Below are 17336 nucleotides of genomic sequence, written 5' to 3' on the forward strand. Positions count from 1 at the left end.
GAATGTCATCAAAAGTGAGTCAGAGCCCTTTTTGGACGCCGATCACCCCTGAAACGGGGTCCTTATTCCACGCCGAAACACATCCGCATCCCGATCGTCGTTCTTCTGCGCTTTCACGTAAGGACGAACATATTCGGGAGACATCAGCCGTACATCGTGGCCCTGCTCACGAAGCTGCCGGCCGAGATGATGGGCACCGCAACAGGCTTCCATCGCCATCACGCAGGCCGGCATTCCCGCCGCCAGCTTTAGCACGCTGTCCCGACGCATCCGGCGCCGCAACAGCACTTTCCCGGCTTCGTCCAGCCCGACAACGCTGCAAACGTCCTTTCCAAGATCGATACCAAGAACCCTGATCTCATTCATCGGCTCGCCTCCGTGCCATCCTCATCGACGACGCAATCATGCGCCGAGGGAAAGGGGCGAGCCATTCCATAAACACCGCGCCAACCGACCGTCGGCGACAGCAAGAGGTCCTTCATCGTCACCGGCCTCAGCGTGCTCAATCAGACGGGGATGTGAAGTGATCGATCTGCCGAGAAGCACCTTCTACTATCGCGCCACAACCAAAACGACCAAACTCTCGGACGCGGAATTTGTCACCCTCATCGAGGATATTAAGGACGAACTGCCCTGCGGCTATCGGCGCGTGACCCACGAGTTGCGCAGGCGCGGACATCTCGTCAACCACAAGCGCGTAGCTAGGGTGATGAGGGCGGCAGGCTTGGGAATCAAGCCGCGGAGGCGTTACGTGCGCACGACCGACAGCAGCCACAATTCCCCGATCTACCCGAACCTCTACCGCAACGTGATCCCGGATCGGCTTGACATGGTTTGGGTTGCTGATTTCACATACATCCGAATTGCCAACGGCTTCTGCTATCTTGCCGTCATTCTCGATGCGTGCAGCCCCAAGGTTGTCGGCTACGCCTTGTCTCGACGACTCGACACGCCTTTGGCGCTCGCAGCTTTGCGCTCCGCTCTGGCAAGCAGGAGGCCGTTGTCAGGCTTCATCCATCACACCGACCGTGGTGCCAAGGCGGATTCAACCGGTCGTCGCAACACTTTCGATCATATCCTGTTTGAGTAGCCGGTCGAGTGCCTCCGCAGGCGTTCGCCAGCCGAGCGTCTTGCGTGGCCTCGTATTCAGGGCATGGGCAACGGCGTTCAGCTCCACGGCGCCATGTTGGCTGAGATCCGTGCCTTTCGCAAAGTACTGTCGCAGCAGGCCATTTGTGTTTTCGTTGCTGCCGCGCTGCCAAGGGCTCTGAGGGTCGCAGAAGTAGACCTCAAGACCAGTGTCGATCCGAAGCTGGGCGTGCTGCGCCATCTCGGCGCCCTGATCCCAGGTCAGGGATCGTCGCAGATGTGTCGGCAGATCCATGATGTTCCCTGATATGGCATCGCGGACGGCTTCGGCACCATGACCGGCAAGAGCCGGACCGTTCTTGATCGACTGATCCTTTCCGTGGCCTTCCATGCGTGGCAAATGCAAGAGCATTGTGAAGCGCGTAGTGCGCTCGACCAAGGTGCCGATCGCCGAGCTTCCGAGGCCGAGAATTAGGTCGCCCTCCCAGTGGCCCGGCACCGCCCTGTCGCCGATCTCTGCCGGGCGGTCGCTGATCATCAGTGCGTCCGCGATAAAGGACTTACCTCGGTTCCGCGCACGTTCCCGGGGTAAACGCAATGCTCGGCCAGAGCGCAGGCAGGCCGAGAGCTCCCGTCTCAGAGCGCCGCGCCCCTGGATGTAGAGTGCCTGGTAGATTTGCTTCGTGGCTGATGCGCATGGTCAGATCCTGGGGGAAGTCGACCTTCAGGCGTTGCGCTATCTGCTCCGGGCTCCACGCCAAAGACCAGCGTCGGCTCTGCCGATGAACGGCTCGCCGCTTTTTCCATACCACAACAGGTCCGTCGAAGGCGACGCCCTCTGGTGTGGCGATCAGGCCGGCGAGCCTGTCCTGAACGTAGTCGCGCAGGGCAGGATTGCCTGCCAGCTTGCTGGTTTTCGGGCGCAGTGCCGCACGGTCCGCATGCCGCGCGGTGAGAGCCCGGTAATCGAAGTCACCGCCTCGCGTGGCTGAGTTGCGCCTGATCTCACGCAAGATTGTGCTGGGTGATCGCCCCAGCTTGCGCGCGATGGCGCGCACGCCAGTGCCCCTCGCGCATTCGAGGGCTATTTCCTCGCGTTCCGCAAACGAGAGGTTGCGGCTCGCCAGCATTGGTGACGAGGGAGCGAGATGTGTGGGAGGCATTCCGCCGGAACTCCGAAACCACCGGCTTCCGACAGGGCCGGAGACGCCTGCTTCGACGGCGGCCTCCTCACTGGGGAGACCTGCCGCGATACCCCGCCAGAATCGGCACAGATTCTCACGTTGCCAGACCGGCGGCCGTCCTGGCGAGGATAATCTGCGCCGGATGGAGCGTTCGGATTTTCGTCTTCCTGTCGTCAATTTCACCTCCGGGAAAGCGGTGTTGCGACGACCGGTTGAATCCGCCCAATACGCGTCCGAGACCTATCGGAGAGCGCTGGATGTGGCAGGCCTGCGCGGCTCCATGAGCGCGATCGGCAACCCCTACCACAATGCGCAGGCCGAGAGCTTCATGAAGACCTTGAAGGTCGAGGACGTCTATGTGGCTGGCTACGACAGCTTTGCCGATGTGGCCGAACGATTGCCGAGGTTCATCGAAGAGGTCTACAACTCAAAGAGGCTGCACTCAGCCCTTGGCTATCGAACACCAGAGGAATTCGAAATCCAACTCGCCCAGAAGGCGGCTTAGTTTGGCGGCACAGCCTGGTCCAGCCGCAGGGGTTCACTCCACACACGGCTCAGTTCTGGGTGGAAATCAACAGCCTCCTAGAAGCGGACAGTTAATTGGTTGGCCGATTGTTGCGGATCGGACGAAGCTGCCTGTCTTCAAGCCAGTATTGTTAGGATACCAGGGAGACCATGGCCGACAGATTGAACGAAGGCCAGCGCGAATCTCGCTTGGCTGACAGAAGCCGTCGAGCGTGGAATGGCAGCAGTTTGAGACGCTCTCGCTCGTTGGTGGCTCATCAGACAGATATGAGATCGCCTCAACGCAATCGTTTCAGACTTGCAGCCCCACCTTAGAATATCTCGATGCAACTGCGACTTTTTCCCCAGCCGTTCGTTATTTCCAAACGCGTCAGTCATTGATGCACCTGATCGAAGGGCCGCTGACCTTTGGGAGGATAAGCCTGGTCGGTCCGGAGATCGCATGCCCCAAGCCTATGCCAACAGAATCTCGACGTCGGTTCCAATCCATGACGTCCACAGGTTCTTCATCGACTTTGCTGCATCGCAGCTGACCGAGGAACCCCGGCGACAGGCGATCTTCGGTCGAATGGCTGATCGAGGAGGTATAGAGCATCGCTTTTCATGCTTTGCGCCATCGGAGAGCCCCCAAGGAGCAAGCGTCGACCACGATGGCATCTTCCTGAGAGACGCCTTTCCGGGAACGGCAAAACGCATGGATATGTTTGCCGATGCAGCGCCGGTGCTTGCGTCCAAAGCCGTTGAGAAGGTTCTGGCCGGGGAAGATCGCGATCGGATCACTCACCTAATCGTCACCACCTGCACCGGGTTTTCCGCACCAGGTCTAGATCTAGAGATCATGGCGCGATGCGGCCTGCCGACTGGCGTTGAGCGCACGATCATCGGCTTCATGGGCTGTTATGCGGCCATCAATGCCCTTAAACTGGCGCGTCATGTCGTTCGATCGGAGCCCCACGCGCGGGTCCTGGTCGTCAATGTTGAACTCTGCACCCTGCATTTGAGGCAGACGACCGAGATGGAGAAATTGCTCTCGTTTTGCCTGTGGGGCGATGGGTCGGCAGCGGCTCTGGTCACGGCCGACCCGTTTGGACTTCGACTCGAGCGCTTCCAAGCTGTAGTTGCCGCTGGAACGGCCGATCTGATGACTTGGAAGGTGCGGGACGACGGCTTCGACATGGTGCTATCGGGCCAAGTGCCGGGTGCTATTCACACTGCCCTTCAGGAAAATATTGGTACTATACTTGGGAGCAAAAGCGTTCCAGAAATCGATCTCTGGGCTGTGCACCCGGGCGGCAGATCAGTGCTTGATGCTGTAGAAAGATCGCTCGACCTCGACAAGGATGCGCTCAACACGGCGCGGGGCATTCTGCGCGAAAACGGCAACATGTCCTCTGCAACTGTCATGTTCGTGCTTGAGCGGATGCTTCGAGAGGAAGCGAGCGGCAAGCTTGGCTGCGGCATGGCCTTCGGCCCAGGACTGACCGCCGAAACTATGATGTTTCAGACATGCGGGAACGCCTAGGTGGCCCAACGTCTCGACGCACGCACGATCGTTGCGGAACTGCTCGACGAATTGCCCATCGACGATGCGAGAGCAATGGCGTCGCGGCGGGACCTGCTGTGGATCAACGCGTTGATGTTGCAGACAAGGATCATGGCCTCAATGCTGCGCCGACACGTCCTCAGCCCGCCTGCAAGGATCCTTGAGCTTGGCTGCGGAGATGGCTCCTTGATGCTGGCGGTGGCGCGGCGGATGGGAAGCAATTGGCGCGGTGTCGAGCTGGTGATGCTGGATCAAGCGGACCTGGTGACCAAGTCCATGTGCGAGTCGTATGCTTCGTATGGCTGGCGCGCGCGACCGGTCACCGCGGATATCTTCGAATGGCTCGAACAGTCCGAAAACGAACAATTCGATCTGGTTTGTGCCAATCTCATACTCCACCACTTCAGCGACGATGCGCTTGGCGGCCTCTTTGCCACCTTGCAGAAGCGGACGAATGTTTTCGTTGCCACCGAGCCCAGGCGCAATGCACTGGCGCTTGCCGGCTGTTCGATGCTGAGGCTGATTGGCGTTAACGATGTCACGATGCATGACGCGGCGGCCAGCGTGCGTGCGGGCTTTGACGGCAAGCACCTGACGAATTTGTGGTCAGACGCCGCGGCGATGAAATTCGAGGAACGCTTTATTTGGCCGTTTACCCACGCTTTTGCTGCGGAACGGATCCAATGAAGTTCGATGCCATCATTCTTGGCGCGGGACCCTCAGGCGCTGCCGCTGCGCTGGCGCTGGCAAAACAAGGGCGCTCTGTCGCAATCGTCGAACGCAGCGAGTTCCCTCGCCGGAAGGTTTGCGGCGAATTCATTTCGGCAGTGAACCTGCAGATTCTCGACTCTCTGGGAGTCGGATCCGAATTTCGCGCCCTTGGAGGCCCGGAAGTCAGACGGATCGCCCTTTTCGCATCAGGCCCCAGCATTGAAGCGCCAATGCCGCGCGCGCACGGAGAGGCTTTCGGTCGTGCCCTAGGGCGCGATGTACTTGACTGCTTGCTGCGCGATGCCGCCCGCCGCGCGGGCGTAACCGTGTTCCAGCCTTGGCGTGCCGTCGAGATTGCTGGTCATGGCGATCGATCCCGGGTGACAATCGAAACGCGTCGGTCCCAAGAAACTCTGATCGCACCCGTCATCATAGCCGCTCACGGATCCTGGGAACCCGGCAAACTTGTCAGCAATCTTGAGAAGCGTCACGACCGATCGGATTTCCTCGGCTTCAAGGCACATTTTAGCAACGCGTCGCTCCCGGCGGACCTTATGCCCCTGTTGGTGTTCCCAGGCGGCTATGGCGGCATGGTTTGGTCGGACGGCGGTCGGCTATCGCTTTCCTGCTGCATGCGCCGCGATGCCTTGGACACCGTTCGTAGGTCGTATCCCGGGCTTCCCGCAGCCGCTGCGGTTCATGCACATATCCTTGCGTCCTGTCCGGCGGCGGCCGATGCGATTGGTGGTGCATCCTTGCATGGCGAATGGCTGGCTGCCGGCCCGATCAGGCCGGGCATTCGAGAGCGCTACAAGGAGGACGTCTTTCGCGTCGGCAATCTCGCCGGCGAGTCCCATCCTATCATTGCGGAGGGCATATCGATGGCGCTGCAATCCGGCTGGATGCTGGCGCAACAGCTTTCAAGATCAACCAGTTGGGGACCGCCGGAACGAGCCGCAACCGCACGAAAATATTCTGCTGCCTGGCAAAAACAATTCTCGACAAGAATCCACGTCGCATCATTTTTGGCGCGTCTCGCGATTTTTCCAAAAACGGCATCGGCAATGGGAGCCTTCGTAAGGGTTTTTCCCGCAAGCCTGTCGATAGGCGCTGCGCTGAGTGGAAAGACTCGCCCGCTCTTGAGTCAAAGTTCATGATCTTATCAGCGTTGAGACAGGGCACTTGAATGTCAGACAAGGCAGCCGACCGCGCCGCACGGATCGTTCGCACGGTCATCGAGACCCTCAAGCCAGGGTTCGCGGTCCGGCTTTGGACCGGCGAGCGGATTGGTCCTACGGCCGGCCCGGTGCTCACCATCAACGATCAGGACATCGTATGGCAGGTGTTGAGGCGGCCCTCCTTGTCGACGCTGATCGAAATGTGGATTTCCAAGACGATAGACATCGAAGACGGGACTATTTTCGACTTCTATGCACTGCCGTCGCAAGGCAAGCTTCGGACCAAACTGAAGTCCTTGCCGAAGCTGGCCATCCTGCGTGACCTGCCTGCCGTGCTTTTATCCCGCAAGCAGATGTCGGCACGAACCGACCTTTCCGGGCGCAACTCGTTCGTCAGCGGTTCAAGCCAGGAGGCGATCCAGCACCATTATGACATTTCAAACGCCTTCTATCAGCTCTTCCTCGACGAACGGATGGTTTACAGCTGCGGCTACTTCACGGATTTCGCCAATGGGATCGATCAGGCGCAAGCCGACAAGCTTGACCATATCTGCCGCAAGCTCCGGCTAAAGCCCGGTGAAACGCTTCTGGACATCGGATGCGGATGGGGAGCAATGCTCATCCACGCCGCGAAAAACTACGGCGTTGTCGGCCACGGCGTCTCGCTATCGGATGCCCAGACCAAACTTGCACGGGAACGCATCCACGCCGAAGGACTTGAGGACCGCATCACCATCGAGATCAAATCCTATGCTGAACTCTCGGGTTCATTCGACAAGATATCGTCGATCGGCATGTTCGAGCATCTCGGCCTGGCAAATCACGACGCCTACTTCGCAACCGTCCATCGCCTCCTCAAGCAAGGCGGCATCTATCTGCATCACGCCATCACCAGACGAAGCAAGGGCGACATGAAGAAGACCTTGCGCAAAGGTCCTGAATTCAAGGCGCTGATCAAATATATCTTTCCCGGTGGCGAGCTCGACACAATCGGCATGACGCTCGGCAATCTCGAAGCACATGGCTTTCTCGTCTACGACGCCGAGAATTTGCGCGAGCATTATGCACGGACCTGCCGGCTCTGGGCAGAGCGCCTAAATTCGCGGTTCGACGAGGCGATTGCCGAGGTTGGAGAAGCGAAGGCACGGCTCTGGCTACTCTATCTAGCCGGCTGCTCAATCACTTTCGAACGGGCCTCGGCTCAGATCTTTCAGACGATCGCGACCAAGCGGGCGCGAGGTTCCAGCGGATTGCCGCCGACACGTGCTGATATCTATCGCTAGAGCAGAATCTGATCACTCTGGCTCGTATCCTGCGGCGCTGAAGTAGTTTGTGCATTCCTCGGCGGTGAAGCGTGGCAGCGCGTCGCGGATTGCGTCCCAAAGCTCGGGGATGTTGCGAGCGGCTGCTTTCCTGAGGATCGACTTCAGCTTCGAGAAGGCATTTTCGATCGGGTTAAAGTCGGGGCTGTAAGGCGTTAGGAAGAGCATTCTCGCGCCAGCCGCTTCGATCGCTTGGCGGGCGGCGGTGACTTTGTGAGCGGGCAGGTTGTCGAGGATGACGATGTCACCAGCTCGAAGCGTAGGCGCCAGTATGCGTGTTTCAGTAATTGCGGGACAGCAATTCCGGTAAGTCGCGGACAGCTCCAGGATGTGACAGCGGTGTGTCAGGCGGTCGAGCAAGGCGGTGGTCATCTTGGCATCGCCGAAGACCGTGGCCCATTCGCTGAAGCTGAGGTTCGTGGTGATGACGACGCTGGTGCGCTCATAGAGCTTGCTCAGCAGATGGAAGAGGAGAGCCCCGCCCGAGGCGCTGAACGGCAGGTAGCCCAACTCGTCAAGGATCACGAGGTCGAGCTTTGCCAGGGCCTCGGCAATCTGTCCGGTCTTGCCTTTGGCCTTTTTCCTGTTCGAGGGCGTTGACCAACTCGATGGTGGAGAAGAAGCGGACCTTCCGGCGATGATGCTCGATGGCCTGAATGCCGAGGGCGGTCGCGACATGGGTCTTTCCGGTCCCCGGTCCGCCGATCAGCACGACATTCTGCGCCCCGTCCATGAACTCGCAGCGATGCAGCGTCCGAACGGTGGCCTCGTTGATCTCGCTGGCGGAGAAGTCAAAGCCCGAGAGGTCCTTGTAGGCCGGGAAGCGCGCGGCCTTCATGTGATAGGCGATGGAGCGCACTTCGCGTTCCGTCAACTCAGCCTTCAGCAGTTGCGACAGGATCGGGATAGCAGCTTCAAAGGCTGGCGCGCCTTGCTCGATCAGATCGGTGACGGCTTGCGCCATGCCATACATCTTCAGGCTGCGCAGCATGATGACGATGGCGCCGCTGGCGGGGTCATGACGCATGGCGGCCTCCGACAGTTTGGGCGCGCAGGCCATCATAACGTTCTACGTTCGCCTTGGGTTCGCGGTGCAGGGCCAGGGCCTGCGGGGTATCAAGTAGCGGCCCGCCGATCACCTTGCCGTCGATCAGGCGGTGCAACAGGTTCAGGACATGGGTCTTGGTCGGCACGCCTTCAGTCAGCGCCAGCTCCACGGCGGTGAGCACGGCCTGTTCATCGTGCTGCAGCACGAGGGCAAGAATATCCACCATCTCCCGATCGCCGCCGGGTTTGCGCAGCATGTGATCCTGCAACTGTCTGAAGGCAGGTGGTAATTCTACGAAGGGTGCGCCATTGCGTGTTTCACTAAATCGCGGACACCGATTCCGGTAATTCGCGGACAGCGATTTCAGTAAATACGGGACAGTGATTCCGCTAATTCCCGGACACTTTTCGGGGCGGATCTGAGGTCGGTTCTCGGGAGCGCCGTTCTGGCACTTTGCCCTCTCATCATTGGGTTGAGAGGGGCCATGCCAAGACGGAAGCAAGCGAGACGAACGAGCGTGAAGGACATACGAACGATCCTGCGCCTGGCGCATGAGCATGGCCTGTCGGTGCGTGCTGTGTCGGAACGGCTGAAGATCAGCAAGACCTCTGTTTCGACGTATCTGTTGCGGGCGCGAGAGGCGGGGCTTTCGGGCTGGCCGCTGCCTCCGGGTTGCGACGACGACGCGGCACTTGAACGGCTTCTGTTCCGCCGGGTGGGCCGTCCGCCGCAGGATTTGAGCGAGCCGGATTGGGCGATGATCGCCAGAGAGCTGACGCGCAAGGGCGTAACGCTGACCCTGTTGTGGCAGGAATATCGCGCCGCTCATCCCGACGGCTATGGCTACACCTGGTTCTGCGACAGGTTCGGCATGTTCCAGCGCCGGGCGAGCGCGACGTTCCGCAACCGGCACGAAGCGGGCGCGGTGATGCAGACCGACTACGCCGGGCACACCGTATCGGTCGTCGATCCCGATACCGGCGTCATCCGCCAGGTCCAGATCTTCGTGGCGGTGCTGGGCGCGTCGTCCTTCACTTTCGCCCACGCCAGCTTCAGCCAGAAACTGCCCGACTGGATCGAGGGCCAGTGCCGGGCGCTGAGCTTCTTCGGCGGCGTGACGAAGGCGATCGTTTGCGACAATCTGAAGGCCGGCGTCGTCAAGGCGCTGTGGTTCGAGCCGACGCTCAACCACACGTTTGCGGCCATGGCCGAGCACTACGACACGACGATCCTACCGACCCGAAGCCGCAAGCCGAGGGACAAGGGGAAGGTCGAGGGCGCGGTGCTGATCGTTGAGCGCTGGATCCTGGCCCGGCTGCGCAACAGGCGCTTCTTCAGCCTCGCTGATCTCAATGCCGCCATCGCAGTTCTGCTGGAGGACCTGAACAACCGGCCCATGCGCCATATCGGCAAATCCCGCCGGGAGATGTTCGAGGAGATCGAGCGGGCGGCACTGTCGCCATTGCCGCCGGCGCCGTTCGAATATGCCGAGTGGAAATCGGCGAAGGTTCATCCAGACTATCATGTCGAGGTCGACAGGACCTTCTATTCCGTGCCGCATGGCTTGATCGGGCGGCGCGTGGATGTGCGGCTCACGCACCGGGTGGTCGAGATCTTCCATGACCACAAGCGGATCGCCAGCCATATCCGCCGCTCCCAGCGCTCCGGCCATGTCACCGTCAACGAGCACATGCCCAAGGCGCACCAGCGCTATGCCAACACGACGCCGGCGAGCCTGATCAGGCAGGCGGCCAGCATCGGCGCCAACACAGCCATTCTGGTCGAGCGGATGATGCGCGACCGACCTCATCCCGAGCAGGGATACCGCTCCGCGTTCGGCATCCTCTCGCTTTCCCGCCGTTACGAACGCGAGCGTGTGGAAGCGGCCTGTGAACGGGCGCTGACCATCAATGCGATCACCTACTCCTCGGTGAGCGCCATCCTCAAATCCGGCCTCGATCGGGCAAGGTCCTCGGCCGAGCCCGTCAAACCCGCGCCGCCGCACACCAACATCCGCGGCGGCTCTTACTATCAGTGAAGGAAAGGATAAAACCCATGCTGACACATCCCACCCTCGACCAGATGCAGGCTCTCGGCCTTGGCGGAATGGCGACCGCCTACCGGGAATTGGCCGAACAAAACAACGCCGACGATCTCAGCCGCGATGAGTGGCTCGGCCTGATGCTCGATCGTGAAGCCGCCGTCCGCGCCGACAAGCGTTTGACCAATCGGCTCGCCGTCGCCAGGCTACGCTTTGCCGATGCCTGTATCGAGAACATCGACTTCGCTGCCCATCGCGGGCTCGACCGGCGCAATACGCTTTCGCTGGCCCAGGGCGCATGGCTGAAGGCTCATGAGAACCTGATCATCACCGGGCAGACCGGCACGGGGAAGACCTGGCTGGCTTGCGCCTTCGGACGTCAGGCGGCGAGGCTCGACCATTCCATCCTCTATCTGCGCATGCCGCGCCTGTTCGAGGATCTCGCCCTGGCGCGTCTCGACGGCCGCTTTCCCCGCCTCATCGACAAGCTGGCCCGCGTGCAACTGCTGATCCTCGACGACTGGGGAACCCACAGCCTGAGCGACCAGCAACGCCTCGATCTGCTGGAAATCTTCGAGGAACGCTATCGCCGGAAATCGACCCTGATCACAGCCCAGCTTCCGATCGCGCAATGGCACGCCATGATCGGAGAGCCGACAATCGCCGACGCCATTCTCGACCGGATCATCCACAACGCCCATCGCATCGCGCTCGAAGGAGACAGCATGAGAAAGCAAAAAACACCGCCGCCCTTGACCGGCGACGAAAACGGCGAAATCAATCGCAAATGACTTCAACCAGGCAACCAGGAACCGACCGCATCCAGCTGTCCGGGAATTAGTGAAACTGCTGTCCGCGACTTAGCGGAACGGCTGTCCCTTTTTTGCGAAATGCGCACGCCATTCCGAAGGGCGCCGGGCTTGCGTTGAACGACCGCCAGATAGTGCCGCCAGTCGTAGATCGTCTTCGGCGGCAGGTGGTGGCTACGTTCAATGATCTGGGCATGCTCACACAGGATATTGCCCTCGGCCGCCACGACCAGCCGGTCCGGATAGATCCGCAGGCTGACAGGCCGGTTGGCGAACGACGCCGAAACACTGTAGCGATTGCGTTCGAAGCTGATCAGGCAGGTGGGCGACACGCGCTTGCTCAACTCGATGAAGCCGTCAAAGGCGACGGGCAAAGGCATCAGCGCGGCCCGCTCTTCAGCCCAGACATCGGCGATCGTGCCGGGCAGTTTGCCATGCGGGTCTCGCGCCACAGTTCCAGGCAACGCTGTTCCAGCCAGGCATTCAGTGCGGCCAGGTCGGGGAAGTCCGGCATCCCTTGCAGCAGCTGATGGCGGGAATCCCGAACGTTCTTCTCGACCTGCCCTTTCTCCCACCCTGCGGCCGGATTGCAGAACTCGGGCTCGTAGACATAGTGGTTTGTCATGGCGAGGAAGCGCATGTTGATTTGCCGCTCCTTGCCCCGCCCGCCACGGTCCACCGCCGTCTTCATGTTGTCGTAAATCCCGCGCCCGGGCACGCCGCCAAAGACCCGGAACCCCTGCCAATGCGCCTCGAACAGCATCTCGTGGGTCTGCAATGGATAGGCGCGCAGAAGATAGGCCCGGCTGTGCGACAGCTTGATATGCGCCATCTGCAGCTTCGTGCGCTCACCACCCAGAACTGCGAAGACCTCGCTCCAGTCGAACTGGAAAGCCTCGCCCGGGCGGAAAGACAGCGGAACAAAGGTGCCGCGCCCCGTGGTCTGTTGCTCGAGCTGGCGATCTGCCCGCCACCCCCGCGCAAATGCTGCCACCCAGCCATAAGAGCCAGTGAAGCCGAGCGTCACAAGATCGGCATGCAACTGCTTCACGGTCCGCCGCTGTTTGCGCGACTTCCCCGCCTCAGTCCTCAGCCAGCCGGATAGCTTCTCGGCGAAGGGGTCAAGCGGCGGCGGCGCTTGTCGCCAGGTGCTTCGATCAGAACTTCATTGCGTATCTTGGCGATATCGATCGCTACCAGCAAGGCGTCCGCAGGTATAGAATTGGAAATGGTCATGGTCGGTCTCTCCGGAATAGGTTGTGACATTCACATTCTAGAGAAACTCTGACTGGCCATGGCTGCATCGAGCGGTGCGCGCCTGCAGCGAAAAGCTGCGCGCACCGCTGTCTCGGCCGCCTCCGCCCAATCCTTCTGTAGGTGCTATGGTCCGGAGTTCATCGCTAAGGAATTGCGCAAATGGATTGCAGCTGTCGGTGCCAAGACCGCCTACATCATGCCTGGAAGCCCTTGGGAAAATGGCTATTGTGAGAGCTTCAACTCGAAGCTCCGTGACGAGCTGCTCGACGGTGAGATCTTCTACACGCTGAAGGAAGCCCAGATCGTCATCGAAGGCTGGCAGCAGCATTACAATACGGTGCGACCGCATTCATCGCTGAGCTATAGACCGCCCGCGCCGGAGCAATCATGTGGCCGGCTGCGCAACCGGACCAGCTTCGCCGGCCACCCCGGCCGTAGCGCCAAGACCCATCATGCACTAACAGTAACCCCGGACCACCTGATGGGGGCAGGCCAGACGGACGTTTTCGTTCTGATGCTTTACGCAACGCTTGGATCGCGGGCAGCGAGGCTCTTGGCCGGCGCGAACGCAGTTTGGATCGACCGGTTGGATGGAATCGCGCTGCTCGGTCTCTCAAGCGTCCTGATTCTGCAATCCCTTGGGCATCTCTGAACACTCCAGCCCACTAAACATCGGGTGTGAAGGTTGGGCTACCAGCCGTTCCTTATAGGCCGCCCTTCGATTGGCTAACTGCTACGACCGAGGAAAGCTTGCCAGCCTTAGTAAGGGTGGGTCTCGCATAAAACTTCTTCACGCTGCATCTCCCGTTCGCGAGACGCGTATCAGCCGAAGGAGGCGCGGTGGTCAAGGCAATCCGGCGCTGTCCAGAATGTGAAAAAGGTCCAATCCCGGCTCGATGGAAAGCCACGCCGCGAGTCCCGGAGGGAAAACGCCAGCGACGAAAGCTGGCGGACAATTGGCATCGAGTGCATAGCACTGGAAATTCGCGCCGAGTGAATTTGGTTGGTGTCGCTTCAAAGGGTCTCTAGAAAGCGACGGGCTTTGTTGCCCTGCTAGGAAATTCGCCTGGGGTTCCTCTTCCTCATCAGTCGGTCAACTTCCGCTTCCGCCACTGAGAGGAGGCTGTCAAGCGCATCCATATCCCCAGAAAAGCCATCCTCGGCAAATTCTCGTCTGAGTGCCCTAACCTGTGTTTTTGTCCGCAGCAGAGCGGCCACCCAACGATCTCGCCCAGGTTGGCGCTGACCATCCACTATTTCCAAGATCCAAGCCGAAGTGAGCGTGACCGCTGACCGAAAAACATAGCTCCCATTCTCGTGGCGAGCTTTAACCCAGCATGTCTTGAGAGGCCCCGTGGTAGGTTCGTCACGAGCGATGTCAGCTAAGAGCCCGATTCGAAAGTTGTTCAATGATATGAGGGTCTTGCGATCCTGCGGGTGAGCATGCGGATGGATGCGATGTTGGCCCATGCGGTTGTGCTTTCGATGGATTTCTCCCAGTCCTTAGCCAGTCTGCGGCAGCGTCCGAGCCACGCGAAGGTTCGCTCGACCACCCATCTTCGCGGCAGGACGACGAAGCCTTTGGCGGCGTCGGAGCGCTTGACGATTTCGATGGTCCACAGGCCATGACCGACGAGAGCATCGGTCAATTTCGCGCCAGCATAGCCGCCATCGGCGAAGATGTGGCGCAGCCATGGGAAACGGAAACGAATGGTCTTGATCAGTTCGGGCGCGCCGTCCCGGTCCTGGATGTCGGCGGCATGAACGAGCACGAAGAGCAGGAAGCCGAGTGTGTCGGTGACGATATGGCGCTTGCGGCCTTTCACCTTCTTGCCCGCGTCATACCCGCAAATCCCGCCGCTTTCGGTGGTTTTGACCGATTGGCTATCGATGATGCCGGCTGTCGGACTGGCCTCTTTGCCCGCCTGCTCGCGCGCCGCCATCACCAGCAGATGGTTGATCGAGGCAAACAGCCCCAGGTCGCGCCAGTCGTAGAAGTAGCCGCGCACGGTCGATACCGGCGGGAAGCATTTGGGCAGCGCGCGCCACTGGCAACCGCTCGATCCGAGATACAAGATCGCATCCATCACAGCCCGAAGACAGGTCGTCCGAGGACGACCGCCACGCTTCGCCGCCGGCAAAAGCGGCGCAATCACAGCCCATTCCCGGTCCGTCAAATCGCTTGGATAGCGCGCCCGATCCCGATTATGCTCGCGCCGGGCGGTATCAGTCCAGGTCATGATCATCCTCCATCGTCTCGACAACGACGAGGAATCACAACTCACTGATATCGCTCAACCTCTTTCCAATCGGGCTCTAAGGTGGAAACGGCCTGGCGACTTACCTCGTCAAGCGAGGAACACGTAATACCTATATCATCTTTGCAGAACTCGCTTCCATCATGCATGTCGTAGAAGTACCGAGGCATTCGTCTCGCTCCGCACGCGCAGTTATATTTGTCGCCAACACAAAACGACGATGCCGACGATGCATATAAACCCATCATACTACAAAGCGTTCCCTCGGAACCGTGACGCCTTCACAGGCCAGGTAAGCGACCCACCTAGTCTGGTCGAGGCGGCGATCATCAGGCGCTTGTCGCCAAGCCATCGCACCAGCAGAACCCACGCTGTGGCGATGACGCCGCCAACAGCGACCCGCCCGCGATCAGCAGTGCAAAGCTGGCGATGGCGGCCTGAGCGCTGAATACGCCGGTTACGACGGCGGCCCACCGGGAATCGGACGAGGACAAGACCTGGCTTCGTTCAGCAGGCTCTCTCCTCGCGTCGGGTGGCGAGACGATCGCGTCTGCCCGAAGGGATCGAATCCAAGACGCTCAAGGGCGGCGAAAACGTAGTTGTGACCTGTTCCACGACAGCGGGCAAGCTGACGGTTTCGAGCATTCGTCAAGCCAAGGAGCACCCCTTTGCATCTGGGGAACGGTGTCAACCCGGCAAGCAGCTTCCACACGTAGCGATCCTGAAAATCGCAAAGCCCCGCCGTCGCGCGGCCGCGCGTGAAGAATTCCTTCAGCGCCTGCGCCCGGCCCTGATCCAGCGGAGGGCTGCGAAATTCTCGACGGCCCTCTTCCAGATGGCGTTGGCGCGCATCGCCCCATTATGGTGCCGTGGTCCGACCATTGCGGGGCCCTTGTGAGGGAACCAGCAGGCCATGGACGTCGTTGAGCGCTATCATAGGAGGCCGGCAATGAATGACTCTGGTCCTGACAAGCCCACACCAACGCCTCAAGATCCCAACCCCGAGCCGGCTCGACCGCCGGCCCCGCCGGAAATCCCGCCCCAAGAGCCGCCTGGTGTACCTCCGCCAACGCCTGACAACCATCCGATACCCGAGAACGAGCCGACGGAAATTCCTCCTGAAACGCCGCCCGAAATTCCCTCGGAGCCGACATTGCCCGCCCCATCGACTTAAAGGACTCAGTGCTCGGAGGGGAACGCGCCGTGATTGAAGCTCTGGTACCGATCATGGCGAAGCTGTCACGCCTGCAGGATGATCATCGCGCAGGTGTGCCTGAGCACATGAGGCGAGACGCGCTTCTTGGGAGGCCGGGCTGCTGGTGAGCAGCGACCGCGGCGTGCTGCTTGAGCAGATAAGCGAAGCCCCTCGGCTCAAAGGTTCACTACGCGCGCTGACGAACATTCATAGCCGCAGGCGATGGCGAAGATGCGGGCGCGCAGGATGTCAGCCATGGCGTGCGTCACGCGCGCTGGATCGCGCGGATCCTGGATCGCAGCGGCAAGCCTGTCAGCCAGGTGCAGGCGCCGCTCGGCCGCGGCCAAAAGCATGACGCCACCAATCCGAGGTGATGCGTGCGCCGTCAAACGCAGCTGTGATCTTCTTGCGCCCAACGGCTGGAAATGAGAACGGCAGCAACGTATCGTCGGTCATGGCGGGTGTGGCTCGCAAAATGTGGGCGACAGGAATGGCTTCAGCACTAAAATCCTACGCCACATCAAGCGCTTAAGCTACATCCGCCAGCCTCTCAGACAGGTCGTCGTGCATAAGACGGGCTAGCTTGGGAAGGCCACTGTTCGGTGCGTCCGCAATTTCCTGCATGCGGGTCAGTTGGACCATCCCTCGGGGGACAATGTGCCCAAACTCGTAGAGAACCGCACGTAGCGCATTCACCATCTCCGTGCGTTGTCGAACAAGACGTTCTCTTGCCCGGAACAATACCGCTCTGGCCTGCTGAGCCTCCGACTTCGGCTTCGGCTCGACGAAACGCATTTCCGGCCGCTGCGCTGCAATCACAATCGCTTCGGCATCCGCCGCATCGTTCTTCTGCCTCTTTACGAAAGGCCGAACATATTGTGGGGCAATCAGCTTCACTTCATGGCCAAGACTTGCCATCTCCCGTGCCCAATAGTGGGCGCTGCCACAGGCTTCCATGATCACAATCGCCGGCGGCTGTTCGGCCATGAAGTGCCGGAACTGCTGACGCGACAACTTCCTGCGAAACCGCACTTTCCTGTCATCGAAGCTCCATGAATCTGGAAAACTGTTTTTGCCAGGTCAATGCCGATCATCGTATCTTTCATCGCGGTTGCCGTCCTCTCTGCTGGTGGGTCACCCACTATTTTGGCACATTCGATGCCGTCTGAGGTGGGC

General features: G+C 60.2%; 11 protein-coding genes and 9 pseudogenes. 9 read left to right on the plus strand and 11 right to left on the minus strand.

The window, feature by feature from the left end; genetic code table 11:
* Positions 1–54: 54 nt before the first annotated feature.
* Positions 55–366: pseudogene (locus tag GA829_RS35860) on the minus strand (IS110 family transposase); the annotation flags it as partial.
* Between the two features lie 139 nt (positions 367–505).
* Here GA829_RS35860 and GA829_RS35865 point away from each other — a divergent pair.
* Positions 506–1090 (plus strand): IS3 family transposase, encoded by a 585-nt coding sequence (locus GA829_RS35865; protein WP_258052485.1) that lies wholly within the window; start codon positions 506–508, stop codon positions 1088–1090.
* Here GA829_RS35865 and GA829_RS35870 read toward each other — a convergent pair.
* Positions 1046–2450 (minus strand): annotated as a pseudogene (locus GA829_RS35870) (IS30 family transposase). The gene GA829_RS35865 and the pseudogene GA829_RS35870 sit on opposite strands and share 45 nt — an antisense overlap.
* 22 nt (positions 2451–2472) lie before the next feature.
* Between GA829_RS35870 and GA829_RS35875 the strand changes: the two are divergent.
* The 5 genes from GA829_RS35875 to GA829_RS35895 all read left to right on the plus strand — a co-directional run bounded on the left by GA829_RS35875 (position 2473) and on the right by GA829_RS35895 (position 7513).
* A complete protein-coding gene (locus GA829_RS35875) occupies positions 2473–2778 on the plus strand; it encodes an integrase core domain-containing protein (protein ID WP_195180447.1) in 306 nt (101 codons plus the stop codon).
* Between the two features lie 462 nt (positions 2779–3240).
* Positions 3241–4320, plus strand: coding sequence for a type III polyketide synthase (locus GA829_RS35880; RefSeq protein WP_195180448.1), 1080 nt, complete (start codon positions 3241–3243; stop codon positions 4318–4320).
* Positions 4321–5028: a class I SAM-dependent methyltransferase gene (locus GA829_RS35885; RefSeq protein WP_195180449.1), complete on the plus strand. Its 708-nt coding sequence runs from the start codon at positions 4321–4323 to the stop codon at positions 5026–5028.
* A complete protein-coding gene (locus GA829_RS35890) occupies positions 5025–6209 on the plus strand; it encodes an NAD(P)/FAD-dependent oxidoreductase (RefSeq protein WP_195180450.1) in 1185 nt (394 codons plus the stop codon). The genes GA829_RS35885 and GA829_RS35890 overlap by 4 nt, the downstream gene beginning before the upstream one ends.
* Before the next feature lie 29 nt (positions 6210–6238).
* Positions 6239–7513: an SAM-dependent methyltransferase gene (locus tag GA829_RS35895; protein WP_195180451.1), complete on the plus strand. Its 1275-nt coding sequence runs from the start codon at positions 6239–6241 to the stop codon at positions 7511–7513.
* Between the two features lie 12 nt (positions 7514–7525).
* Here GA829_RS35895 and GA829_RS37200 read toward each other — a convergent pair.
* The 3 pseudogenes from GA829_RS37200 to GA829_RS35905 all read right to left on the minus strand — a co-directional run.
* Positions 7526–7828, minus strand: a pseudogene (locus GA829_RS37200) (transposase); the annotation flags it as partial.
* Between the two features lie 45 nt (positions 7829–7873).
* A pseudogene (istB, locus tag GA829_RS35900) lies at positions 7874–8579 on the minus strand (IS21-like element helper ATPase IstB); the annotation flags it as partial.
* Positions 8569–8913 (minus strand): annotated as a pseudogene (locus GA829_RS35905) (IS21 family transposase); the annotation flags it as partial. The pseudogenes GA829_RS35905 and istB (GA829_RS35900), both read right to left, overlap by 11 nt.
* 171 nt (positions 8914–9084) lie before the next feature.
* On the opposite strand from GA829_RS35905, the gene istA (GA829_RS35910) reads away from it, so the two are divergent.
* Both istA (GA829_RS35910) and istB (GA829_RS35915) read left to right on the plus strand, forming a co-directional pair.
* The gene (istA, locus tag GA829_RS35910) at positions 9085–10638 is read left to right on the plus strand and encodes an IS21 family transposase (RefSeq protein ID WP_195180452.1); all 1554 of its coding nucleotides are present in this window, start codon (positions 9085–9087) and stop codon (positions 10636–10638) included.
* A gap of 17 nt (positions 10639–10655) precedes the next feature.
* Positions 10656–11432 (plus strand): IS21-like element helper ATPase IstB, encoded by a 777-nt coding sequence (istB, locus tag GA829_RS35915; RefSeq protein WP_195180453.1) that lies wholly within the window; start codon positions 10656–10658, stop codon positions 11430–11432.
* Positions 11433–11539: 107 nt separating this feature from the next.
* Here the strand turns inward: istB (GA829_RS35915) and istA (GA829_RS35920) are convergent.
* Together istA (GA829_RS35920) and GA829_RS35925 are read right to left on the minus strand one after the other, a co-directional pair.
* Positions 11540–12591, minus strand: a pseudogene (gene istA / locus GA829_RS35920) (IS21 family transposase); the annotation flags it as partial.
* Complete coding sequence (locus GA829_RS35925; RefSeq protein ID WP_195180517.1) at positions 12540–12686, minus strand: hypothetical protein; 147 nt, start codon at positions 12684–12686, stop codon at positions 12540–12542. The gene GA829_RS35925 and the pseudogene istA (GA829_RS35920), both read right to left, overlap by 52 nt.
* Positions 12687–12834: 148 nt before the next feature.
* On the opposite strand from GA829_RS35925, the pseudogene GA829_RS35930 reads away from it, so the two are divergent.
* Positions 12835–13168: pseudogene (locus GA829_RS35930) on the plus strand (integrase core domain-containing protein); the annotation flags it as partial.
* Positions 13169–14113: 945 nt separating this feature from the next.
* Here the strand turns inward: GA829_RS35930 and GA829_RS35935 are convergent.
* From GA829_RS35935 to GA829_RS35945, 4 genes and pseudogenes are all read right to left on the minus strand, one after another.
* A complete protein-coding gene (locus GA829_RS35935; protein ID WP_195180454.1) occupies positions 14114–14947 on the minus strand; it encodes an IS5 family transposase in 834 nt (277 codons plus the stop codon).
* 41 nt (positions 14948–14988) lie between these two features.
* Complete coding sequence (locus tag GA829_RS37745; protein WP_374940455.1) at positions 14989–15213, minus strand: DUF6894 family protein; 225 nt, start codon at positions 15211–15213, stop codon at positions 14989–14991.
* 1153 nt (positions 15214–16366) lie between these two features.
* A pseudogene (locus GA829_RS35940) lies at positions 16367–16616 on the minus strand (transposase); the annotation flags it as partial.
* 81 nt (positions 16617–16697) lie between these two features.
* Positions 16698–17266, minus strand: a pseudogene (locus GA829_RS35945) (IS110 family RNA-guided transposase); the annotation flags it as partial.
* Positions 17267–17336: the final 70 nt, after the last annotated feature.

The sequence above is a fragment of the Mesorhizobium sp. INR15 genome (genome assembly GCF_015500075.1).
In the GTDB taxonomy this organism is placed as follows: Bacteria; Pseudomonadota; Alphaproteobacteria; order Rhizobiales; family Rhizobiaceae; genus Mesorhizobium.

Excerpts from the sequence above, each read along its gene's own strand:
- GA829_RS35895 (WP_195180451.1), top strand. The coding sequence starts at position 6,239 with ATGTCAGACAAGGCAGCCGACCGCGCCGCACGGATCGTTCGCACGGTC.
- GA829_RS35880 (WP_195180448.1), top strand. The coding sequence starts at position 3,241 with ATGCCCCAAGCCTATGCCAACAGAATCTCGACGTCGGTTCCAATCCAT.
- GA829_RS35890 (WP_195180450.1), top strand. The coding sequence starts at position 5,025 with ATGAAGTTCGATGCCATCATTCTTGGCGCGGGACCCTCAGGCGCTGCC.
- GA829_RS37745 (WP_374940455.1), bottom strand. The coding sequence starts at position 15,213 with ATGATGGGTTTATATGCATCGTCGGCATCGTCGTTTTGTGTTGGCGAC.
- GA829_RS35925 (WP_195180517.1), bottom strand. The coding sequence starts at position 12,686 with ATGACCATTTCCAATTCTATACCTGCGGACGCCTTGCTGGTAGCGATC.
- istA (WP_195180452.1), top strand. The coding sequence starts at position 9,085 with ATGCCAAGACGGAAGCAAGCGAGACGAACGAGCGTGAAGGACATACGA.
- istB (WP_195180453.1), top strand. The coding sequence starts at position 10,656 with ATGCTGACACATCCCACCCTCGACCAGATGCAGGCTCTCGGCCTTGGC.
- GA829_RS35935 (WP_195180454.1), bottom strand. The coding sequence starts at position 14,947 with ATGACCTGGACTGATACCGCCCGGCGCGAGCATAATCGGGATCGGGCG.